Source organism: Flavobacterium suaedae (genome assembly GCF_014642915.1).
GTDB lineage: Bacteria > Bacteroidota > Bacteroidia > Flavobacteriales > Flavobacteriaceae > Flavobacterium > Flavobacterium suaedae.
On sequence record NZ_BMJE01000001.1, the window covers coordinates 276,609 to 300,671 of the forward strand.

Sequence of the window (24,063 nt, forward strand, 5' to 3'; positions counted from 1 at the left end):
TTATTTTTGGGAAAAATTAAAAACTATTACCATGAAAAAACAATTACTAATGGGAGCCTTCCTTTTAGGTTCTTTTTTAACGGCAAGCGCCCAATTAACTGAAGATTTTGAAGGTGCCTTTCCTCCAACTGATTGGACATTAGAAACTACTAATTCTAATTTTACTTGGGAAGCTATTACTGGAGATGGAGCCCTAGAAGGGTTACAATCTGTAAATGTGCAATATGATCCGGATTTAGTTGCACAAGATGAGTCTTTAGTTTCTCCATCATTTACTTTACCTGCTGGTGCTCCTACTTTAACATTTATAACATCTTTAAGTTATAATTGGGCTATTACTGAAGATAACTATGATTTCATTGTTTCTGTTTCTACAGATGGTGGCGCTAACTGGACAGCTGTTTGGGATGAAGCAGATCTTGGTACATTTGATAATTATACCCCTATTAATGTTTCAGTGCCTTTAGCTGATTATGCTGGTCAAACAGTAATGCTAAAGTTTCAATATATAGGTACAGATGGAGCACAACTTGTTCTTGATGCTATAGACATAGTTGCTTGTCCAAAGCCTTCAGGTTTTGCTTTCATAGATCCTCAACCAACAACTACGGCTGTAAACATTGGCTGGACTAATACTGGAGCTGAATATGAATTTGAGTACGGTGAACTAGGTTTTGAACAAGGTTCAGGTACACCACTTACTCTTACTGAAAACCAAGTGTCATTAACAGAATTATCACCAAGTACTGATTATGCATTTTATATTAGAACAAGCTGTGGAGATGACTCTTACAGTGACTGGGTAGGTCCTATTGCATTCAATACAGTATTTGAACCAACTACACCAACTTATGCTTATGGATTTGAAACTCCAAGTTTAGGTGGTTGGTCTACTTTTAATGCAACTAGTGGTAATGCAACTAGTGGTAGTCCTTGGGTTACAATGCTTGCAGAAGGAGATTTTGCTCCACAAGAAGGAGATGTATCAATGGCTGCAGGTGCATATGGTGCAGAGTCTGATGCTTGGTTATTCTCCAGAGGTATAGAGTTAGGTCCTAATGATGTAGCTACACTTACTTACTACGTTAAGAAACGTATTGGTGCAGGTACAGGTAATGTAAATAATTTAGGTGTATTTGTTGGTACAGATAGAACAGTTGAAGCTCAAACTACCAACTTAGTTCCTGCTACTGATATAACAAATGAAGAGTGGGTAATGGAACAAGTACAATTTGCGGCTCCTAGTGCTGGTGTGTATTACTTCTCTTTCAATTATACAGCTCCAGCTCAGGCACAGGCTAACTTTGGTTGGGTTGTTATTGATAATGTAGAGGTTACTGCTACAGCTTCAATTGACGAAGTTTCTGCTTCTCAACTTTCAGTATTCCCTAATCCGGCTAACAATGTTGTAAACATTGTAAATACAAGCAATAACTTAGTTAATGCTGTTGAAGTAGTTGACTTAAACGGACGTACTGTAAAATCAGTTAAGTTTGATGGTGTTTCTGAAGCACAGATTAATATATCTGAACTTTCAAGTGGTGTTTACATGATGAACATTACTACTGATAATGGTTCAGTAACTAAAAAGATCGTTAAAAACTAATTTCTGGAAAACTAGTTTTAACATATAATAACTAAAACCCCGCAATTGCGGGGTTTTTTATTATTTATTTAGTATTTCATTGGAATTTTTTTATGTGCTTTTAGGGATACCTTTGTAAAACACATAAAAAACAAATATTATGATGAAACGATTACTACTAGGATTTTTCTCTTTAGGAGCGGTATTAGCTACTAATGCACAAGATAGTTGTACAAATGCAATTGAAATTACAAATGATGAAGTAGTTTCTGTTCCTACAATATCAGGAGCGTATGTTGTTAAATGTTGGCACGGTGAAATGACAGAACAAGATCCTGAAGAGGGTACTACGATGTTAAGAGCAAATTGGTATTCGTATATACCATCTGCAAATGGTTTACTAACCATTACTTCTGTATTAGATACCAATCCGATAGAGAGTACAAATACAAGACTTTCTGTTTTTACAGGAACTTGTGAAAACCTTGATTGTTATAATGCAGGAGAAAATGTAGATATACAAAATGGAGATTATAGGACAACCACTATAATACCAGTTGAGGAAGGAGTAACGTATTATATTGCGTGGGATAATAATTGGTCAGATTCAGGTTTTGACTTCTCTGTAAGTTTTGAGGAAAAAGATTGTTTGAGTCCAAATGATTTTAGCGTAAGTCCATTTTCTGACTTTTCTACAACTTCTGCTACATTTAGTTGGAATCCATCAATAACTAATACTGATACTTATGAAGTGGAAGTAGGAGATGCCGGATTTACACCTGGTCTTGGAGAGGGTGAAACTTTTTATACTGATATGGCTTCGATAGATTTATCAGGTCTTTCTATAACTGATAATGAAGTCTTATATGTTTATTTAAGATCTAATTGCACAGACAATTCATATGGTAGATGGATTGGGCCACGCTTATTATATTTAGCTGCAAATACACCTTATGAAAATGGATTTGAGTTTGGATTAGAAGGTTTCAGAACAGCAATAACAGATTGGCTTTTACCTTATCAAGCGCCTGAGTTAGAAGTGTTTTCTTATGAAGGAGAAGGGCTTGCCTTTACCAAAACATCTACTACTGAAGTTTCAGATGCTTGGCTTTATTCAAGAGCATTTAGACTTGAAGCAGGTCAGGAAGTTACCTTGACATTTTTTACAAGGTTATTAAGCCCTCCGGACGATACTGTTACTGCAACTCTAGATATAACTGTGGGGACTGCAATAGGTAGCGAAAACCAAACAAATATTCTGCAAACCATTACTACAAGTGTGGAAGATACTTATACCGAAAGAACAGTTTATTTTACTCCAACAGAATCAGGAATATATTACTTTGGATTTCATAATAATTCTCCTATTGCTTCTTATCCGGCTTCCTTACTTCTTGATAATATATCGTTAATGGATACTCCGGCGGGTACAGCAAATATTGAAAACTCTCAATTTACAGTATTTCCTAACCCAGCCAACAATGTAGTAAACATAGTAAATGCTAACAACATTCTAGTTAATGCTGTTGAAGTAGTTGACTTAAACGGACGTACTGTAAAATCAGTTAAGTTTGATGGTGTTTCTGAAGCACAAATAAATATTTCTGAACTTTCAAGCGGTGTTTACATGATGAACATCAATACTGATAATGGTTCAGTAATTAAAAAGATTGTTAAGAACTAATTATAGTTCATATAATATATATTAAAAAGCCCTGCATATTCAGGGCTTTTTTTTTATATCTCATTTTTAGGATAAATATAAATGTGTATTTATCGCTTACTGATTATAGAAATTTAGCTTTCATCTGGGGAGTAGGAATCATACACTCTGATTTTTTACCATACCACTTGTAGCGGTTTTTAGCAATATAGTCATACACCATATTGTTTAAGCCTTTTGGGAAGATAGTAAAAACGTTCATTAACGTATATATGCCTCCAAGAGCACTGGCTATTTTAATCGCTGCTTGTGCTTTATAATAATACGCTTTTCCAGGTTCGTAAAGTATAATAGAATCTGTTTTTGTTCTGTTAATGCCTAAGTAATTAATAATTTCTTCTCCCAGTTCAGATTGTAATGCTACGAACCTAAATACGTCTTTATTATCACGCTTAATAAGATATTGAACAGTAGCGTCGCATAAATTGCATACCCCGTCAAACAGTATTATTTTTTTATCTTTTGGAAGCGTTTCTATATCCATAATTACTTTTTCTTAGCTTCAACTAACTCTAGTGAGTCGAGATCTACTTTAGATGTAAAGATACCATAATTTACAGTAGCTTTATTTTTTTCAATAACATCAAGTGTACCGACAGCTTTGCCATCAATCATACGAACACGGTCACCAACTTTTGGAGTGATTTTTGGTTTTTCAACAGGGGTGGCTTTAATTTTCTTTTCTTTTTTCTCTTTACGTATTTTATCTACTTCCTGTTTTACTTCTGCTATAACTTTACGTTGCTCTTTATCTTTTATCTTTTTTTCTTTAGGAGCAACTTTCTTTCTTTTAGAATTCTCTATTTCTACCATTTTCAGGAACTCACCAATAAGCACTTTTTTATTCTTATTATTATAGTACTTCTCGCTCAAGTCATCTAAACGTTGCCCTAAGTAAATTAGCTTTTGGTTAGCATCATACAGTTCTTGATAGCTTTCCAGTTTTTGCTGTATTTTAGTATTGGTACTCTCCAGCTTTTTACTTTCCTCTCTGGCTCTGCTTTCTTCTTCTTTTAATGTTTGAGAGGTTTTTTCAAGCTTAGAGCGTTCTTTTTGAAGGTTGGCAATAGTTTTATCAAAACGAACTTTACCACGTTCTATTTTCTTTTTAGCTCGGTTTATTAAGCTGAAAGGAATACCGTTTTTTTGTGCTACTTCAAATGTAAACGAACTACCGGCTTGCCCTAATATTAACTTATACATAGGCTCTAATGATTTTTCATCAAAAAGCATGTTAGCATTAGTAGCGTGTGGTAACTCATTTGCCAGCATTTTTAAATTGCTGTAATGTGTGGTAATAATACCAAATGCTTCACGGTTATAGAACTCTTCTAAAAAGGTTTCTGCTAAAGCACCACCCAGTTCAGGGTCTGATCCTGTACCGAACTCATCTATAAGGAAAAGTGTTTTATCGTTACACTTCTTTAAAAAATAATTCATGTTTTTAAGACGGTAACTATAGGTACTCAAATGGTTTTCTATTGACTGATTATCACCTATATCTGTTAAAATTCGGTTGAATAAACAGGTTTCACTTCTTTCATGCACAGGTATCAGTAAACCACATTGCAACATTAATTGTAATAAACCTATTGTTTTTAAGGTAATACTTTTACCTCCGGCGTTAGGACCCGATATTACAATTATTCTATTATCTTGTTTTAATTCAATGCTTTGAGGATAAGTTTCCTCCTGTTTCGCCTTATTATTTAAGTATAAAATAGGGTGGAAAGCATCTCTGAAAAATAATCTTTTCTCTTCGGTAATATTTGGTAATAAACCATTTATACGTCGCGCATACTTAGCTTTACCTGATATAACATCTATATCCGTTAAAAAGTCCTGATATTCTTCAAGAAGCGGTACAAAAGGGCGTATAGCTGCACTAAGCTGCTTTAAAATCTTTTTTACCTCTTCTTTTTCTTCATACTCGTAATTATTTAACTCTCGTGAATAGCGTAAGGTCGCTTCCGGTTCAATATACGCTATACTACCTGTTTTAGAACTACCCAGTATAGAGCCTTTTACTTTACGACGATACATAGCCTGGACAGCTAAAACACGTCTGTTTTCTACTATACTTTCCTTAATGTCATCAAGATAACCTAACCCATTATAGTGTGTTAAAGCAGCAGTAAAGCTTTGGTTAATTTTACCTTTAACCAAATTCATTTCACGGCGAATAACCTCTAGTTCAGAAGAAGCGTTGTCTTTTACATCACCATATTTATCAATGGCTTTATCAATGTAAGTAACTATTTCTTTAGTATAGTTTACTTCTGTAGCTCTTTCATTAAGAGTAGGATAGTAGTCATTAAACTTTTCCAGAAACTTTCGTAATACATTTACGGTTTCTGAAATAGTAGCTATTTTCCTGAATGAAGCAGCCTCCAAATAACTGTCTTCAATAGCAAGAAACTTTATTTCTTTATCAATAGCATCAAACCCATGATTGGGTAAAAAGTTATCATTATCAAAAGAGGAAACATATTCAGATGTTTGCAACAAAGACTTCATTAATAAATCTTTGTTTTTATATGGTTTTATATCAAAAGCTTTCTTTTTACCTGCTTCTGTAACACAACCTGCTGAAACTGTTTCCAGTACTGTATTAAACTCTAAATCTTTTAAAGTTTTCTCTGTAACATTAATCATCCTCTGTAGTAAGCAAATTTCTTGCAAAAATACTACATATTTACGCTTACTCTAAGTATTTTAGTAAAGTTTATAAAAGCTTTATAAATAGAAAATATAAGTTTAAAGCTATATTTGTAAAAATCATTGATTATTATGAGTGTCAGCATTCACGAATCCTGGAAAGAAGTACTGAAAGACGAGTTTGAAAAAGAATACTTTAAAAACCTTATTAAGTTTGTAAAAACAGAATATGCTCAGCATACCTGTTACCCGAAAGGTAACCGCATTTTTGCTGCTTTTGACCATTGTCCTTTTGATAAAGTAGAAGTAGTAATCATTGGACAAGACCCTTATCACGGACCAAATCAGGCAAACGGTTTGTGTTTTTCTGTGAGTGATGGTATACCGAACCCTCCTTCTTTAATTAATATTTTTAAAGAAATTCAGGATGATTTAGGAAAGCCTTTCCCTGAAACAGGAAATTTAGAACGTTGGGCAGATCAAGGTGTATTGTTACTCAACGCAACACTTACAGTAAGGCAATCACAAGCAGGTAGCCATCAAGGCAGGGGATGGGAAACTTTTACGGATGCTGTTATTCAAAAAATATCTGAAAAGAAAGAAAATGTTGTGTTTATGCTTTGGGGCGGCTTTGCTAAAAAGAAAGGTGCAAAAGTAGACCGAAGTAAACATTGTATATTAGAATCAGGGCATCCCTCGCCATTAAGTGCTAACAGAGGATTATGGTTTGGTAACGAGCATTTTAGTAAGGCAAATGCTTTTTTAGCTTCAAAAGGAAAAGAAACTATTGATTGGTAGTAATATAGGTGCTACTAATTTAGAGTAAGTGCTCCTAATATCTCTTCAGACATGAATGGTCCTCCCGGATATCTTGCTGTATAATCCAAGTTTAACCATACCTGTCCTCGTTCATCTATGTGGTAGTGTATTTCTTTGCCTTTACTTTCCTTTACAAATAAGACCTCTTTTATAAGGTATATTGCTGATTCAAGATCTGATTTATCGCCAACGAGCATTTCCGGGTATAAATGACCTCCTGTGTGTATTATTCTGGGTGTACCGCCTATAGCACGTATACAAGCAACCATAAGTATTGCATGGTCATCACAGTCTCCTGAAAAATGTTGCAGCGATTCGCTCGCATAAGCAATATATTCGCGTCCCTTAGGATCGTTTACATAATTCCATCTGTCTCTGATTGCTTTAAATACTGCAAAACATTGTATCATTTTCCGTTGTTCATGGTACCCTTTAACCTGGTCGAAAAAATCAGTTGTGGCTGAAAGGGCAAAGTTTCTTACTTTAGGATTATTATACTCTACAGCATCCAGTATTTCAGACTTATTAGGAAATGGCAATAGTTTTGAAATTATAATATCCTGTGGGTTAGGGTCTTCAGACATAGTATATATCATAGCCTGATAGTCCTCAAATACAGTTTTAAAACCATATTGTCCAAACAAAGTACCATACACCAAAGCGATAAGGTAGAGGAATATACATATTATAATAATGGTTTTAAGTAATTTTAAAATCAGTTGAAGTATAACTACTAATGTAATAAATATCAGAACCCTGTCTAAATGTAAAGGCCATTCAGGGTCTATTAAGTTTTGGTGCAAAATAATAAAAACAGGTATTGCTATAAGTATATTAAGGGCTAAAATGATAATAGAATCCCACGGCTTTCCTATCTGAAGCTTTTTTTTAAATTTTTGAAAAGTAGTGGTTTTAGATTCTGCCATTTTACCTGCCCTGAAAAGCTGTAAATTTATCCTGTTGCGTTTTCAAATGTAGTTTTTTCTGTAATGATATTTAACTCTGCCAATTGATTTTGTACTTTATTAAAAGTCTCTTCATTCAGCTTTTCCTGAGACCATTCTGTAAGAGTCAACCACTCTTTAATATCCTCTTGTTTTTGATTATATCGCTCTGCCAGTGTTTTATCAATATCAGGTATACTTTTAAACTGTTTTGTAGCACTGTTTATTATATCTAAAACCGTTCCAATAGTTTCTTTGTTTTCTTCTAAAAACTCATTGCGTACAGCAATTACAAAACAAGGCCAAGGGGTAGGGCAGTCGCCAACACGCCTAAAGATACCTTTGTCTACTATTGGCTTTGTCATAAAACGTTCCCACATAAAATAATCGGCATTACCTTCAGTAAGTCCTTCAATAGCGCCATCCAGTGTATTAATTATTTCAAATTGTAATTTGTTTGTCTCCCAGCCTTCCTTTTTTGCGTTTACTATAGCCATTAAATGTGAACCTGAACCATATCGACTAATGGCTACTTTTCCATTTTGTAAATCATTTACAGTATTGTAATCAGAACCTGCTGCTACATGAATTCCCCATATTAAAGGCGATTGTACATAAACTTGTACTATTTTACTGTTATTACCCGCAGCAATATCTTTTATAATACCTTCGGTTAGTATTACGGCTATGTCTGTTTCATTATTACGAAGCATTTGGCATAATTTACCTGTTCCTTCAGGTACATCCGTCCATACGGCATCTATATCATTATTTCTAAATATATTTTTTTCTATGCTTAAGTGCCAAGGCAGGTTAAAATGTTCGGGGACACCTGCTATTCTTACTTTTTTCATTCTATGTGATTATTTAAACTATAAAGGTAGTAAGAGAAATTTATATAAATAAGAAACTTAACCTTATTACAAGAAAAAATCCTTAATATAAATTAAGGATTGAATAGTCTAGTTATTTATGCATTGTTACAATGCTGTAATCTTTTCTAAAGTATATTGAATTAATTTTTCAACTACATCATAAGGATCTGCACTAAAAGTACCATTAGGTCGGTTAGCAATTATAGCGTTAAGCGATAACGCATTATGTCCTAGCAAAGCAGATAATCCATAAATAGCAGCTGTTTCCATCTCTAAATTAGTGATGCGGTTACCTTTGTAGTTAAAGCTGTCCATTTTACTGTTTAGCTCCCTGTCTTGGATATCTAAACGCAAAATACGCCCCTGAGCGCCATAAAAACCACCTGCTGTAGCTGTTAAACCATTGTAAACTCTGTCACTAGCCATAAGTTGCAGTAATTTATCACTGGCTTTTACTACATAAGGTTTTCCTTTACGGGCATCCCACTTAGTATAACTTATAAAAGCATCTTCAATCTCGCTTTCTGAGACTTTTTCTACAAGGTAAGTACGCAGCATATTATCAGTACCTAAACCATATTTAGACATTACAAAACTATCAACCGGTACATCTGACTGTAAAGAACCTGATGTGCCAACTCGTATTATATTTAAAGAAGTAAGTTCTTTTTTAGGCAGGCGGGTAGAAACGTCTATATTAACCAATGCATCCAGCTCATTCATTACAATATCAATATTATCAGGGCCTATACCAGTAGAAATTACTGTTAGCCTTTTACCTTTATATGTACCTGTTTGTGTTTTAAACTCTCTTTTTTGAGTAGAAAATTCGATACGGTCAAAATGCTGCGTGATTTTTTCAACACGATCCTGATCACCCACAAATATTATATTGTGCGCAATATTTTCAGGCTTAAGGTTTAAGTGATAAACGCTGCCATCTGGGTTTAATATAAGTTCTGACTCCTGTATTTTCATTAGTTGATTGATGTTGTTGTTAATTGCGTATAATTAATAAAAGTAATAAGGTAATAATTAACCACCTACACGTTTTACTTTATAACCTTCTTTAGTAAGGAAATCCATTATTTTATCTCTAAAGTTTCCTTGTATAATAATGTCTCCGTCCTTAGCAGAACCACCAACTCCACAAAGTGTTTTAAGTCTTTTAGCTAAAGCTTTCAAGTCGTCATCATTACCTTCAAAGCCTTTTATAACAGTAGCTACTTTACCACCTCTGTTTTTTTTATCTATATAAGCCTCAAGCCTTTGTTCGTTATTGGGTAAAGTTTCCTGTTGTTCTTCTCCGTTATCAAATTCAAAATCATCATTTGTAGAAAAAACAAACCCACCTAAATCTTCAAGGCTATTCATTTTCTTTTTTGCCATAGTTTATTCTTTATTAATTGGAACGCAGATGAAGCGGATTAGACGGATTAATACGAATTTTTTTCTTAACATTACTGAAAATTTTACGTGAAAACTCAGGTTCTTTTCCAAAATTTAATAATAACCCGACTTCGCAATCTGTACTTTTAAGGTAATTTATTAGTTGATATTCAAATTCATCAATTATGTATTCTGCAGCTTTTAGTTCTAAGATTACTTTATTATTTACAATTATATCTGCGAAATAATCGCCAACTAAGTGTTCTTTATAATATACAGATATTTTCTTTTGTGCTTCAACATCAAAGCCTCTTTGCTTTAACTCTATAAACAGTGCATTTTGATATACTCTTTCAAGAAAACCATAACCAAGCTCATTATAGACATCGTAAAAAGCTTTTATTATTTCTCCTGTCAAATGTTTATGAAGCATAGCGGGATCAAAAAATCTGTGAATATCTGTTTAATCTGCGTTATTCGCGTTCTGTTATAATATGGTTATAAAAGTAAAAGCATCAGGTTAAAAAACCTAATGCTTTACAGCTATATAAAAATAGTTATTATTTTTTGATTAAGCCTAACTCAACTAAACGTTCATGCAGAAATTCTCCCGCAGTAATGTCTTCATATAGTTTAGGGTTTTCTTCATCAATACAGTTCTCTAAACAATCCAGTTTCATTTCACTAACAGGATGCATAAAAAACGGTATAGAGTAACGTGAGCTACCCCATAACTCTTTAGGAGGGTTCACTACTTGGTGTATAGTACTTTTTAACTTGTTGTTTGTATGGCGGCTTAACATGTCACCTACATTAATAACAAGTTCATCAGGTTCTGCAATAGCATCTATCCATTCCCCTTCATGGTTTTGCACTTGTAAGCCTTTACCTTGTGCTCCCATTAGCAGTGTAATAAGGTTAATATCGCCATGTGCCGCTGCACGTACCGCATTTTTAGGCTCTTCTGTAATAGGAGGGTAGTGAATAGGGCGAAGAATACTATTACCTTCAGCTACATACTTGTCAAAGTAAAATTCATCAAGACCTAAATACAGTGCCAAGGCACGTAATACATAAATACCTGTTTTTTCAAGCATTTTATATGCTTCTTTACCCACTTCATTAAACTTAGGCACTTCTTTTACCTGTACATTATCAGGGTATTCATCTGCATACTTAGAACCTTCAGGTAAGTATTGACCAAAATGCCAAAATTCTTTTAAATCTCCTTCTTTACGTCCTTTAGCATGTTCTTTTCCAAAAGATACATAGCCGCGTTGTCCGCCAATACCCGGAATTTCGTATTGTTCTTTTACTTCTAAAGGAAGATTGAAAAAGTTTTTTACTTCACTATAAAGTTCTTCTACAAGCTGGTCATCAAGAAAATGTCCTTTTAATGCTACAAATCCTATCTCTTCGTAGGCTTTACCGATTTCATTTACAAATTTTTGTTTGCGTTTCGGGTCATCCGAAAGGAAATCACGCAGATTAACACTTGGAATGTTTTGCATGGTAATAAAAATTGTTAATAACTTAAAAAGGCATAAAGCCTTTTAAATACAAACATAAGGATATTTTTTAGGGTAGAATAATGGAAGTTATTAACAAATCTATATTATTTAAAACAATCCTCCAAACGCTTTGTTCTCCCACGTGGACAACTCTTTATCAGATAAATAACTAGAGGTTCTTATTTGTCCTCCTTGTTGTGAAGCAAATTCTTCTAAGCCCTCTGATTGATCTGTTTCATATCCGGCATCATCTACATTAGGGTCAAAACCACTACCAATACTTCTGTTTACAGATGGATTACCAGGTCTCAAATTAAAAGGAGAGTTATTTAATGCTTTTATTAATTCGTCTTGATCCGTTATTGAGGTAACATGATTATAATAGCCCTGATACCCTTTTTGATACATTCCAAAAGTTCGTTTTGGAATGGTTAAAGCTTTTACCATTTTATGGATTACTGCATTGTTTCCAGATTCTACTATTTCTTTTATACGCTGATAGGAAAGCCTATGCGCCATATCATATTCATCGCCGGTTAATAAGGGTGCTCCTTGCTTTTTTATTTTAGTAGCAGGGCCTGAAAAAGAAGGCCTGTTGCCTCCAAACTGAATAACAGAAGTATTCGGTTTATTTTGAATTTCCTTAACTAACTTTCTTTGTGTAACTGCCTGCGGGCGATTATCTGCTATATAAGAGCCTGATTTATTATTGACTGTGCTATTTGTGTTAGTAGCTGATTGTCCTTGTTTAGAAATAACCTTATTAGCGTAGCTGTTCATAATAGATTAGTAATTTAAGTTGTATACCCAAATTTAACCATTTATAAACAAATAAAAAACTGCAATAATGTAATAGTAAAGATTAACTAACAGAGGTGTTAATTTATAAAGTGATTTTTGGAAAAACTATTATATATGGAATCAAAAAACAACACAAGAAGAAGTTTTATTCAAAAATCACTATTAGCAGCAGGAGGTATTATACTGGCACCTAACTTTATAAGCTGTAGTAATGATGACGATAACAACACTAATCCTGCACCAGTTAATCCTGACGGATTTACACAAAAGAACTTTAATCAAGGAGTAGCCAGCTTTGAACCTAGCAGCTCCTCTGTAATTATATGGACACGTTATAACAGAGCAGGAGCAACCATTATTTGGGAAGTTGCAACCGACGAAAACTTTGAAAATATACTAAGAAACGGAGAATTGGTTACAGATTCTTTTAGAGATAACACACTGGCTGTTGAATTAACAGAGCTTGACGCTGACCAAAAGCTATATTACCGTTTTATGAGTGCAGAGGATGAAGCTATTTCTGTAACCGGTGAAACAATTACTCTACCTGTTAATGCATCATCTGTAAAATTGGCAGTTTGTTCTTGTTCAAACTATCAGGCTGGTCTTTTTAATGTATATGATGCAATGGCTAATTCTGAAGCTGATATTATTGTACATTTAGGTGATTACCTATATGAATACGGAGCAGGAGGATATGGTGCTACTGCTGAAAATGCTTTCTTAAACAGAGACCACGAACCGGCAGGAGAAATGCTATCATTGGAAGACTATAGAACACGTTACAAGCAATACAGGTCTGATGTTTCATTACAACTGGCACACCAAAAGAAACCATTTATATGTGTATGGGATGACCACGAAATAGCTAATGATACATATAAAGACGGTGCTGAAAACCATACTGAAGCAACAGAAGGTAGTTTTGAAGTAAGAAAACAATATGCTTTGCAAGCATACAGCGAGTTTTTACCATTTTCCAGAACAGATGAAAGTAATAATGAACTTATATACAGAACTGTAAATATTGGCAACTTAGTTAACCTTGTTATGCTTGATACTCGTGTTATAGCAAGAGATAAGCAGCTTGATATGACTAATTATTATACCGCAGGAGGTTTTGATGCTGTATCCTTTCAAAATGATTTAACAAACCCTGAAAGAACACTACTAGGTGCAACACAACGTAACTGGGCAATAAGTCAAATAACCTCAAGTGCTGCTAAATGGCAGGTTTTAGGGCAGCAAGTATTAATGGGTAAAATGCATGTGCCTGCAGAAATGTTACTCGCTTTTGGTAGTGAGGGTTTTACAGCACTACTTACAGAGTTAGTTACAATTAAAATGAGATTGTTAAATAATGACCCAACGCTTACTCCTGAAGAAATAGCACGTGTAACAACCACTATACCTTATAATCTTGATGCTTGGGATGGTTATCCTATAGACAGAGAAATATTATACAACTCATTAAACGGTAAAAAAATAGTAACTCTGGCAGGAGACACCCATAATGCCTGGAATAACACGCTTTATAAAGAGGACGGTACAGAAGTAGGGGTAGAGTTAGCAACATCAAGTATTAGCTCCCCCGGTTTTGAGACTTATTTAGGTGATGTAGATGCTGCTACTATAGCAGGATTTCAACAAGCATTAAATATATTGGTAGACGGACTTTCTTATTTTGATGCTTCAAGACGAGGTTTTATAATGGCTACATTTACAGAAGCAGAAGTAAAATCAGATTGGGTATTTGTAGATACAATACTATCACCAACATATGCTACTGAAATAGGGCATAGTATTACTTATTCATAATATACGGAATAAGTATGCTTTTATATACTAACACCCACTTTGTTTTTCACAAAGTGGGTGTTGCTTATTTTTATAAAACTCTTCAAGGGTTATCTACCTATTTTCATTTTTAAAACATATTCTTGTATTTTATAAAAAAGTATATTACGGGTTATATAAATACTTAAAAAACAATTATGAATTTATGGTTCTTTATACCTTTAGGAGGTCTGATATTCTATATAGTTTGGGGCTTCTTTCTCAATAAACAAGCGAGAGTAAAAAGAAAACTAAAAAAAGCTCCCTTAAAATCTATTATGGATTTTAAGAATAAAGAAACAGCGAAAATTATTGGAAAAGCAGAACCCGTAAATAAAGTAATAACAGCTCCTTTATCGGGTACTCAGTGTTGTCACTATTATATAAAAGTTCAGAAAAAAGTATATACTGGAAATAGTAGACAATATCACTGGGCAACAGTTATTGAAGAAGAAGTCATGACAGATTATGTTATAAATGATAATGGTCACTATGCATTTATATCTGATGATAACATAGAAAGCCATATTGTAAGAGATGTAAAATTTAAATCCGATTTATTTGAAAATCCTACAGAAGAGTTAAAACAGTTTCTTAAAGAACATAACTACAACAGTAAGTATTGGATAGGTTTGAATAAAACACTTAGATATTATGAAGGAAAAATAGACGTAAACGAAAAAATAGCTGTTTTAGGGAAAGGGGAGTGGCTACATGCTACAGAACTAGACCTTCCTGAAAGCTATGGCAAAGTTTTAAGTATATCAACGGATGAAAAGAAAAAGTATGTATACTTAAGTGATGATAAAAGTGTAATAAATAAAAGGTAGTTATTAATAATTATTTTTTAATAGATGTACTTGCTGTAAAAATGTATTTTTGTCTCTTGTTTTATAAAACCCACATTATGAAAAAGAACAATTTACTACTTGTTTTTTGCTTTATTACTTATTTAGCCAATGCGCAAGCTCCTTTTATTACAACTTGGGACACTTCTTCACTAGGCAATTCTATAACAATTGACGTTGTTGAGGATGATGATATTCCGGATAATTACACTATAGATTTTGGTGACGGTACAATATTAACTAATCAATCAGGAGAAATTACACACACTTACTCAAGTAATGATATATATACTGTTACAATGTCAGGAGAGTTTAGTAGAATAAGTTTTGGATTGAGTTCAAATCCTCCTTCAGACAGTAACAAACTATTAACAGTAGAACAATGGGGAGACATTCAATGGACGAGTATGGAAAATGCTTTTTTAGGATGTAGTAATTTAACGATAACTGCCACTGATGCTCCCGATTTAAGTAATGTAACAACTACAAAATCTATGTTCAGTAATTGTAATAGTTTTAATCAAGATATTTCGAATTGGGATATGTCAAACGTAAATAACACGAGCAGTATGTTTTTCGACTGTAACAATTTTAATCAATCTTTAAATAATTGGGATGTTTCTAGTGTAACGAACATGAGTAGAATGTTTGCAGACTGTACTCATTTTAATCAGCCTTTAGATAACTGGAATGTTTCTAATGTTGTGGATATGTCTGAAATGTTTGGTTTTTGTCCAGATTTTAATCAATCTTTAAATAGCTGGAATGTTTCTAGTGTAACTAACATGAATAGAATGTTTGTAAGAGCACTTTCATTTAACCAGCCTTTAGATAACTGGAATGTTTCTAATGTAACAAATATGCGTGGAATGTTTAATACTACTCCATTTAATCAACCTATAGATAACTGGGATGTTTCTAGTGTGACAAATATGGGGTATATGTTTTGGCAAGCTCATTCATTTAATCAACCTCTAAATAGTTGGGACGTTTCCAATGTAACAGATATGTCAAGTACATTTTTCGGTTGCATATCTTTTAACCAGCCTTTAAATAACTGGGATGTTTCTAATGTAACAACTATGGAAGCTATGTTTTGGAGTGCATTCGTATATAATCAACCTTTAGATAACTGGAATGTTTCTAATGTTATAAAAATGGGAAGCATGTTTAATTATGCATATATTTTTAATCAAGATCTTTCGGGATGGAATTTTAATACTGACATTACATTTGAAAATATAGATTATCCTAATCCACAATTATATTATACATTTCTTGGTTATTCAGGCTTGGATGTTAATAATTATGATGCTTTATTAAACAGATTTAAAGAATTAGGATTAGAAAATAAAACTATAGGTGCAGATGAGTTAGAATATTGTGATGAGGAAACTAGAAATTATTTAATTAATGAGCTGGGATGGACTATTGATGGAGATAGTCTGGCAGAAGACTGCACAGCCACAACTGTATCATTTACAGAAGAACAATTATTGTTATATCCAAACCCAGTTAATGATATTTTACATATAGAAGTAAAATCAGCAGTTCAGCTTGAAGAAGTAAAAGTATATAACCTACAGGGAAGTCAGTTAATGAGTTTAAATCAAAACTTTGAAAATATTAGTACTGAAAGTCTGAGTTCAGGTATTTACATATTAAGTATACAAACCAATAAAGGTTCAGCAGAATATAAATTGATTAAGAATTAATCAATAAAATACTTTTAAAAATCCTGCCAATGGGCAGGATTTTTTGTTTAAATAAATTTTCATAACACCTTATAACAATTCTGTTATTTTCTTACATTTGAAAGCACAAACAAATGAGAATCTTTCAAGAAACTATATGAATTTCGATAGAAAAAAACTAACTAACCAACAATTACTTACACTTTATAAGAAATTAATAAAACCCAGACTCATAGAGGAGAAGATGCTTATTCTTATTCGTCAGGGTAAAGTTTCCAAATGGTTTAGTGGTATCGGGCAGGAAGCCATATCGGTAGGTGTTACAGCAGTACTGGAACAAGATGAATATATTTTACCCATGCACCGTAACTTAGGAGTGTTTACAGGGCGTGACATTCCGTTATTCAGGCTGTTCTCACAATGGCAGGGTAAAGCTAATGGTTTTACCAAAGGACGCGACCGTTCGTTTCACTTTGGTACACAGGAATATAAAATAATAGGAATGATTTCCCATTTAGGGCCTCAGTTAGGTGTTGCCGACGGTATTGCACTTGCCAATAAACTACGTAAAAATGGCAAAGTAACCGCTGTATTTACGGGAGAAGGTGCAACCAGTGAAGGCGACTTTCATGAAGCATTAAATATTGCCTCTGTATGGGATTTACCTGTACTATTTGTGGTAGAAAATAATGGTTATGGTCTTAGTACACCAACTAATGAGCAATACCGTTGCGAAAACATAGCAGATAAAGGCATTGGCTATGGTATGGAAAGCTATATTATAGACGGTAATAATATACTGGAGGTTTATACACAACTTTCGGATATAGTAGCTTCTATGCGTGAGAATCCACGACCTGTATTATTGGAGTTCAAGACTTTCCGTATGCGTGGGCATGAGGAGGCTAGTGGTACTAAATACGTTCCGCAGGAGCTTATGGATATGTGGGCGGAAAAAGACCCTGTTGATAACTACAAAAACTATTTAATTTCAGAAGGAATATTAACGGAAGAAGTTGATAAGCAGTTACGTGATGAAATTAAAAAAGAAATCAATACAGCGTTTAAACAGGCATCAGATGAAGAAGCTATTGAAGCTAATGAAAGCATTGAATTAAATGATGTTTACAAACCTTTTAAATATGAAGAGGTTAATCCAAAAAAAGAAAGAGAAAACATGAGAATGATTGATGCTATTTCACAAGGTTTAAAGCAGAGTATGGAACGCCATGATAACCTTGTGATAATGGGGCAGGATATTGCAGAATATGGGGGGGCTTTTAAAATTACTGATGGTTTTGTAGCGGAGTTTGGTAAGGATAGGGTTCGTAATACTCCTATATGTGAATCGGCTATTATAGCTACAGGAATGGGCTTATCTATAAACGGGTATAAATCCGTTATTGAAATGCAATTTGCTGATTTCGTTTCTACAGGTTTTAACCCGATTGTTAACTATTTAGCTAAAGTTCACTACCGTTGGAATGAAAACGCTGATGTAGTTGTGCGTATGCCTTGCGGAGCAGGGGTACAGGCAGGACCTTTTCACTCACAAACTAATGAGGCCTGGTTTACTAAAACTCCGGGACTTAAAGTGGTTTATCCTGCATTTCCTTATGATGCTAAAGGCTTACTAGCTACAGCTATAAACGACCCTAACCCTGTTATGTTCTTTGAGCACAAGGCATTATACCGCAGTGTGTATCAGGATGTACCAAAGGATTACTATACACTTCCTTTTGGCAAAGCTGCTGTATTGAAGGAAGGGGAGGATGTTACCATTATTTCTTTTGGTGCCGGGGTACACTGGGCATTGGAAACATTAGCAAAAAATACTGATATAAAAGCTGATCTTATCGACCTGAGAACATTACAACCTCTTGATACTGAAACAATATTCAATTCGGTTAAGAAGACAGGAAAAGTTATTATACTTCAAGAGGATACTCTTTTTGGCGGTGTAGCCAGTGATATTTCATCTATGATAATGGAAGAGTGCTTTGAATATCTTGATGGCCCTGTAAAACGTGTAGGTAGCCTTGAAAGTGCTATTCCGTTTACCAAAGCATTAGAAGACCAATATTTACCAAAACAGCGTTTTGAAACAGTTTTAAAAGACTTATTAGCATATTAAATACTTTAAAAATAAATTATTGATAAAAGCTCTGCCATACGGTAGGGCTTTTTTATTACAGTATATATAAAACTAATGGTAATTAATTACATTTAAGCCTGTTATAAAGTAGTTTTGTATCGGAAAGTAATACGAAAAACTTATAGGTTAAAATAGTAATTTCAGTATTACTTAATAAACTGAATATAATAAATTAGCTATAAAAATCTTACAGATATGAAATTCCATACCAGAAAATGGGTAAAACCCGAAGACTTAAACCCTAACGGAACTTTATTTGGCGGTAAACTCCTTGCTTGGATAGATGAGGAGGCAGCCTTATATTCTATAGTACAGCTTGAAAACCAACGCGTAGTAACCAAACATATGTCGGAAATTAACTTTATGAGTTCTGCCAAGCAGGGTGATGTAATCGAAATAGGTATTGAAGTACTGCGCTTTGGGACTACTTCAATAGTATTAAAGTCAGAGGTTCGTAATAAAATGACTCACGAAAAAATTATTACTGTGGATAATATTACAATGGTAAACTTGGATGTTAATGGCAGACCTAAGCCTCATGGAAAAACTAAAATAGAGTACGTTAAAGACCGTTTGGCTAAATAATTTATTCCTGCTCCTGAATTAAACTTGCTCCTTGAGAAGGGAATTCAAATATTTCAAGATCAAAATATTGTACAGAAGCTATAACATGGTCAAAAATATCAGCCATAATATACTCGTAATTTTCCCAACGCTTATCAGATGAAAAGGCGTAAATCTCAATAGGGATACCTTTTTCTGTAGGTTGCAGGTGGCGACACATCATGGTTAAGTCTTTATTAATAGCCGGGTGTTTTTCTACATACTGGCTTATATATTTACGGAATAACCCTAAGTTGGTAAGGTTACGTCCGTTTAATATTAAAGACTTATCAATCTCATTCTGTATATTATACTTTTCAATATCTAATTGACGATGCTCTATATAGGAGTTTAAAAGTTGTATTTTTTTAAACTTTTCAAGTTCATCTTTCTCTATAAAGCGAACACTTTTTGTTTTTATAAGTACATGTCTTTTAATTCGTCTACCACCCGAATTAACCATGCCCCTCCAGTTTTTAAACGAATCTGATATAAGGCTGTAGGTGGGTAGAGTAGTAGTGGTATTATCAAAGTTACGAACTTTAACGGTTGCCAGGTTTATTTCGATAACATCACCATCGGCGCCATACTTTTCCATAGTAATCCAGTCGCCAATTCGTACCATATCGTTAGCACTAACCTGAATACTCGCTACAAACCCCAATATGGTATCTTTAAAGACTAAAAGTATTATAGCTGATACTGCTCCGAAAGTACCTATTATACTAAGGAACTCTACGCTGAACAGTACCATTATCATACCTATAACACCAAATAACCACAGGATAATCATTATTACCTGTACGTAACTGTCTATAGGTTTATCGCTAAAGTTTGGTTGTACTTTAAGGAAACTCTTAATAGCATTTAGTGCACTTTTTACTATCCAGAGAATGAGAAATATAATAAATATAGCTACTCCTTTTTCAAATATCCCTTCTAAGTAGCTAAAATCTTTTAATACAATAGGTAAGGTATGGTAAACAAAAAGTAATGGTACTAAATGGGCTATAAACTTTGATGTTTTATGTTCTACTAAAAAATCATCAAAAGATGTTTTAGTTCTGGCAGCAAAAGCACCAAAAGCTACTACCAGTACTTTTTTAGAAATAAAATCTAATAAATATGCTACTATAGTAATAACTATAATGTTTACTATAAGATTACCGTAAAAAGCAGTAGTATGTGAAAAATCTAAATTACGAAAAGCATCGTAAGCCCAATTAAATAAATCCATTACCTAAATTGTATTGAATTATTATACGTTTGTTTTAAAATACTTATTTTCAACATAAAAAGTTCCGAAAGGTATTACTGAAGCAACGCAAACAATAAGGAACTTTTTTGTAGGCCAACTTTGTTCCACTTTAAGCATTATTGCTAAAAATATATAAGCTATAAACAGTAATCCGTGTGCCATACCTACAATTCTTACTGTTTCGGGCATTTCCCATATATATTTAAGTGGCATTGCTATAAAAAGAAGCGCTAATAAGGATACACCTTCAAGTGTTGCTATTATTTTAAAAAAACGAGTCATAATTTGTAAAATTTCCTGCAAAGGTACTAATCAAAAAGTTTATAGAGAAAGATGAACACTGAATTAACAACATAAAAAAAGCTGTTTTGATACCAAACAGCTTCTAATTATATAACAATAAGATTTTATATTAAAAATCTTGAAGTGCTTTATTGTACTCCCTTAAATCTAACATATTATTTCTGTTATCAAGATCAATAAACAATGAAATTAAGTATTCAAGGCTTTCCATATTGTTCTCAGTAGGAATATTGTTCTCTTTTACTTCTTCTGTTTCTTCACCTTCTTCTTCAATAGGCTCATCATCCGGTATTGGAATTAAAAATAAGCCATACTCTTCAAGGTGTTCGTAGGTTAGCCGAAGTGCTTTAGTTAATACCGGATTACCCTCTTCCATAGAGTATTCACGAAGCTTTTTAAGGTCAGCAATTAATTTATCAGCATCAAAACCGTTCTTAAACAAATCAACCTCAATTTTATTGATTAGTTTTTGTGCACTCGGATTCTTCACAGTATAATGTATTTTATTTTAAACGTAGGACTGCAAAAATACTATTTTTATCTGCTTTTCCCATAAAGCTTTTTGATTTTTACATCTCTTACTGCAGTTTTTTATAAAAGTAACAGGTAGTCCAGATAAAAAATACATATTATATTTAAGTATAAGGTGCTGATTATTAAATATAATACCTAATCAAAAAGGCTTTTCTGTATATCAACAAAGTGTACTCCTTCTTTAAGATTTCCTAGCCTAAATTTATTCACTATTTCATGTGCCCTACGAGTTGGTTCCGGTATACGATGCCTTAATACACATTTTTTCATTATATTTAAGCTGTCCGGTACTGATACTTTATGTCCGGGAGATATAAAAACAGGCTTAACATTATCTTTTGTTCGTAAAGCATACCCTGTAATATCATTATTTATATAAATAGGAGAGGAGCTATATTTTTTTTCACCTACAGGAGAGTGTGTGCCAAAAAGCATTTTTTTAGCACAGCCAATAGTAGCGCAATCAGCCATTATACCGAAATGAGATGCTATACCCATACGTCTTTGGTGAGTGATTCCTTGCCCATCAAGTACTGTTATATCAGGTTTATCAGGAAGTTGTTTCCATGCTTCTAACAAAGCAGGTACTTCTCTAAAAGCTAAATATTGCGGAACATATGGGAACTTCGTTTCAGTAACAACCAGAGAATAGGACTGTAATACCATTTGAGGATAGCTTAGTATTACTATACCTGCATATATAGTATCAGTGTTCTTATTGTGAGAAATATCAGCACCTGCAATTGTATTGATATTTTCAACTTTTGTAATAAGTAAAAGTTGTTTTCTCAGTTTTTCCTGAATTGCTGTTGCTTCCGGTATAGATAAATTGTTGTAATTAATCATATCAATAAAATTATGCAATTTATATTGAAAATAATGGTTGTTTTAAACCTAAAGCAGTAAAGAATTACTAAAAACAAAAATTATACGGAGAATTATTATTTTATAAACACTATATATATAACTAAATACATATTTTTGAAAATTATCAAATTTCTATATGCAAAAAGAACACAACGTAGAGGAGAGAAAAGAATTATATCAATACCAACAGGAGGATATTGATGCTATATTTGAAAAGTTTGAAGGGCGACCTGATAACTATCATCTACTGTATCAATTACCGACAGGAGGAGGGAAGACTGTTATTTTCTCAGAAATTGCGCGCAGATATATAGAAAAATATAATAAAAAAGTACTGGTACTTACACACCGTATTGAGCTTAGTAAGCAAACATCTCAAATGCTTGAAGGTTTCGGGGTTAAAAACAAAGTTATAGACAGTAATATTAAAGAACTTGATGATCACGAAGAGTATAACTGTTATGTAGCAATGGTGGAAACCCTTAATAACCGCCTGAAAGACAAAAAATTCAAAATGGATTATATTGGGTTAGTTATAGTAGATGAAGCACACTATAATTCATTCCGAAAACTATTTACATATTTTAAAAATTCCTTTTTCCTGGGGGTTACAGCTACACCTTTAAGTTCTAATATAGAACTGCCTATGTATGAAACGTATGATGAATTACTAATGGGTGAGCCTATAAAGGCATTAATAAATAAAGGGTACTTGGCAAAAGCTGAAATATTTGGTTTTGATGTTGAATTAACATCCTTAAAGCTGGGTATTAACGGTGATTACACAGTAAGTTCTTCTGATGATTTATACTCACGTGCTAATATGCAGGATTTACTGATGCAGTCGTATGAAGCTAAATCAAAAGGAAAGAAAACGCTAATCTTTAATAATGGTATAAACACATCCTTATATGTTTATGAAACGTTTAGAGCTGCCGGCTACCCAATACGCCATTTAGATAACAGAACATCTGAAGAAGAACGTAAAAATATACTGGAGTGGTTTAAAAATACTCCTGATGCTATAGTAACATCAGTATCAATTCTTACCACAGGGTTTGATGAACCTACAGTAGAAACTATTATATTAAACAGGGCAACACGTTCGTTAACACTTTATTTCCAGATGATAGGTAGGGGGTCTCGTAGGTTAGATAATAAAGAGAGTTTTACGGTTATTGATTTAGGTAATAATGTACAGCGTTTCGGTTTATGGAGTGATCCTGTAGATTGGCAGTATATTTTTAAAAATCCTGAACAGTTTTTAGATAATATAAGAACTGATGCTGAAATAGAAAGTCATCACGTATATGTAATGCCTGATGATTTAAGAGCAAAATTTGAAAATACAGAGAATATAAAATTTGATATAGAGGGCGCGTTTAAAGAAGCAACCGAAAAAAAATTAAAGCCTAAAACAGTTATAGAAAAATCTATAAAGCAGCATGCTTTAATGTGTATTGAAAATACTGATAGTGTACCGGAAGCACGAAAACTTTCTAAAGAATTAGGTCCTGATATTGAATACAGAGTTAAAGAGTATACCAAACTGTTAGCTAAGACTACTAAGAACTACAGAGAGTGGTTAATAGAAGATTATAAGCATAAATTAAGTGTAAATATAGGTAAACTGTTTATAGCTCACCATGTAGATTGAAAT

22 protein-coding genes are annotated in these 24,063 nt (G+C 33.4%); 9 read left to right on the forward strand and 13 right to left on the reverse strand.

Annotated features, from left to right (window positions below):
• The first annotated feature begins 31 nt into the window (after positions 1–31).
• On the forward strand, positions 32–1,606 hold the full coding sequence (locus tag IEW45_RS01320) for a T9SS-dependent choice-of-anchor J family protein (protein WP_188619420.1): 1,575 nt from the start codon (positions 32–34) through the stop codon (positions 1,604–1,606).
• A gap of 139 nt (positions 1,607–1,745) precedes the next feature.
• Positions 1,746–3,269, forward strand: a complete 1,524-nt coding sequence (locus tag IEW45_RS01325; protein WP_188619421.1) for a T9SS-dependent choice-of-anchor J family protein — start codon at positions 1,746–1,748, stop codon at positions 3,267–3,269.
• A gap of 103 nt (positions 3,270–3,372) precedes the next feature.
• Here the strand turns inward: IEW45_RS01325 and IEW45_RS01330 are convergent, their stop codons facing one another.
• Complete coding sequence (locus tag IEW45_RS01330) at positions 3,373–3,786, reverse strand: thiol-disulfide oxidoreductase DCC family protein (protein ID WP_373283154.1); 414 nt, start codon at positions 3,784–3,786, stop codon at positions 3,373–3,375.
• A gap of 8 nt (positions 3,787–3,794) precedes the next feature.
• Positions 3,795–5,963, reverse strand: coding sequence for an endonuclease MutS2 (locus tag IEW45_RS01335; protein ID WP_188619423.1), 2,169 nt, complete (start codon positions 5,961–5,963; stop codon positions 3,795–3,797).
• 135 nt (positions 5,964–6,098) lie between these two features.
• Here IEW45_RS01335 and IEW45_RS01340 point away from each other — a divergent pair, with 135 nt between their 5' ends.
• The gene (locus tag IEW45_RS01340) at positions 6,099–6,764 is read left to right on the forward strand and encodes a uracil-DNA glycosylase (RefSeq protein ID WP_188619424.1); all 666 of its coding nucleotides are present in this window, start codon (positions 6,099–6,101) and stop codon (positions 6,762–6,764) included.
• Positions 6,765–6,778: 14 nt separating this feature from the next.
• On the opposite strand, the gene IEW45_RS01345 is transcribed toward IEW45_RS01340, so the two are convergent.
• The 7 genes from IEW45_RS01345 to IEW45_RS01375 form a co-directional block, all read right to left on the reverse strand.
• Positions 6,779–7,711, reverse strand: coding sequence for a transglutaminase domain-containing protein (locus tag IEW45_RS01345; RefSeq protein ID WP_188619425.1), 933 nt, complete (start codon positions 7,709–7,711; stop codon positions 6,779–6,781).
• Between the two features lie 26 nt (positions 7,712–7,737).
• The gene (locus IEW45_RS01350) at positions 7,738–8,583 is read right to left on the reverse strand and encodes a substrate-binding domain-containing protein (protein ID WP_188619426.1); all 846 of its coding nucleotides are present in this window, start codon (positions 8,581–8,583) and stop codon (positions 7,738–7,740) included.
• A gap of 126 nt (positions 8,584–8,709) precedes the next feature.
• On the reverse strand, positions 8,710–9,582 hold the full coding sequence (locus IEW45_RS01355) for a nucleoside phosphorylase (RefSeq protein WP_188619427.1): 873 nt from the start codon (positions 9,580–9,582) through the stop codon (positions 8,710–8,712).
• A 57-nt stretch (positions 9,583–9,639) separates the two neighbouring features.
• A complete protein-coding gene (locus tag IEW45_RS01360) occupies positions 9,640–9,993 on the reverse strand; it encodes a translation initiation factor (RefSeq protein WP_188619428.1) in 354 nt (117 codons plus the stop codon).
• Positions 9,994–10,006: 13 nt separating this feature from the next.
• The gene (locus IEW45_RS01365; RefSeq protein ID WP_229665868.1) at positions 10,007–10,411 is read right to left on the reverse strand and encodes a GxxExxY protein; all 405 of its coding nucleotides are present in this window, start codon (positions 10,409–10,411) and stop codon (positions 10,007–10,009) included.
• A gap of 142 nt (positions 10,412–10,553) precedes the next feature.
• Positions 10,554–11,504, reverse strand: coding sequence for an isopenicillin N synthase family dioxygenase (locus IEW45_RS01370; protein WP_188619430.1), 951 nt, complete (start codon positions 11,502–11,504; stop codon positions 10,554–10,556).
• Between the two features lie 108 nt (positions 11,505–11,612).
• A complete protein-coding gene (locus IEW45_RS01375) occupies positions 11,613–12,284 on the reverse strand; it encodes a hypothetical protein (RefSeq protein WP_188619431.1) in 672 nt (223 codons plus the stop codon).
• Between the two features lie 135 nt (positions 12,285–12,419).
• On the opposite strand from IEW45_RS01375, the gene IEW45_RS01380 reads away from it, so the two are divergent.
• The 5 genes from IEW45_RS01380 to IEW45_RS01400 all read left to right on the forward strand — a co-directional run bounded on the left by IEW45_RS01380 (position 12,420) and on the right by IEW45_RS01400 (position 19,423).
• Positions 12,420–14,123: an alkaline phosphatase D family protein gene (locus IEW45_RS01380; protein WP_188619432.1), complete on the forward strand. Its 1,704-nt coding sequence runs from the start codon at positions 12,420–12,422 to the stop codon at positions 14,121–14,123.
• 296 nt (positions 14,124–14,419) lie between these two features.
• Positions 14,420–14,971, forward strand: coding sequence for a hypothetical protein (locus IEW45_RS01385; RefSeq protein ID WP_188619433.1), 552 nt, complete (start codon positions 14,420–14,422; stop codon positions 14,969–14,971).
• A 77-nt stretch (positions 14,972–15,048) separates the two neighbouring features.
• Complete coding sequence (locus IEW45_RS01390; protein ID WP_188619434.1) at positions 15,049–16,704, forward strand: BspA family leucine-rich repeat surface protein; 1,656 nt, start codon at positions 15,049–15,051, stop codon at positions 16,702–16,704.
• A 136-nt stretch (positions 16,705–16,840) separates the two neighbouring features.
• Positions 16,841–18,817, forward strand: coding sequence for an alpha-ketoacid dehydrogenase subunit alpha/beta (locus IEW45_RS01395; protein ID WP_188619435.1), 1,977 nt, complete (start codon positions 16,841–16,843; stop codon positions 18,815–18,817).
• Between the two features lie 216 nt (positions 18,818–19,033).
• Positions 19,034–19,423, forward strand: coding sequence for an acyl-CoA thioesterase (locus tag IEW45_RS01400; protein ID WP_188619436.1), 390 nt, complete (start codon positions 19,034–19,036; stop codon positions 19,421–19,423).
• A gap of 1 nt (position 19,424) precedes the next feature.
• On the opposite strand, the gene IEW45_RS01405 is transcribed toward IEW45_RS01400, so the two are convergent.
• From IEW45_RS01405 to nfi, 4 genes are all read right to left on the reverse strand, one after another.
• Positions 19,425–20,678 carry a mechanosensitive ion channel family protein gene (locus tag IEW45_RS01405; protein ID WP_188619437.1) on the reverse strand — a complete coding sequence of 418 codons (1,254 nt, stop codon included), beginning with the start codon at positions 20,676–20,678 and terminating at the stop codon, positions 19,425–19,427.
• Between the two features lie 21 nt (positions 20,679–20,699).
• A complete protein-coding gene (locus IEW45_RS01410; protein WP_188619438.1) occupies positions 20,700–20,981 on the reverse strand; it encodes a DUF3817 domain-containing protein in 282 nt (93 codons plus the stop codon).
• A gap of 130 nt (positions 20,982–21,111) precedes the next feature.
• Positions 21,112–21,492 (reverse strand): hypothetical protein, encoded by a 381-nt coding sequence (locus IEW45_RS01415; protein WP_188619439.1) that lies wholly within the window; start codon positions 21,490–21,492, stop codon positions 21,112–21,114.
• 179 nt (positions 21,493–21,671) lie between these two features.
• Positions 21,672–22,382, reverse strand: a complete 711-nt coding sequence (gene nfi, locus IEW45_RS01420; RefSeq protein ID WP_188619440.1) for a deoxyribonuclease V — start codon at positions 22,380–22,382, stop codon at positions 21,672–21,674.
• A 157-nt stretch (positions 22,383–22,539) separates the two neighbouring features.
• On the opposite strand from nfi, the gene IEW45_RS01425 reads away from it, so the two are divergent.
• Entirely contained in the window at positions 22,540–24,060 is a 1,521-nt protein-coding gene (locus IEW45_RS01425; RefSeq protein ID WP_188619441.1) for a DEAD/DEAH box helicase, read from the forward strand.
• Positions 24,061–24,063: the final 3 nt, after the last annotated feature.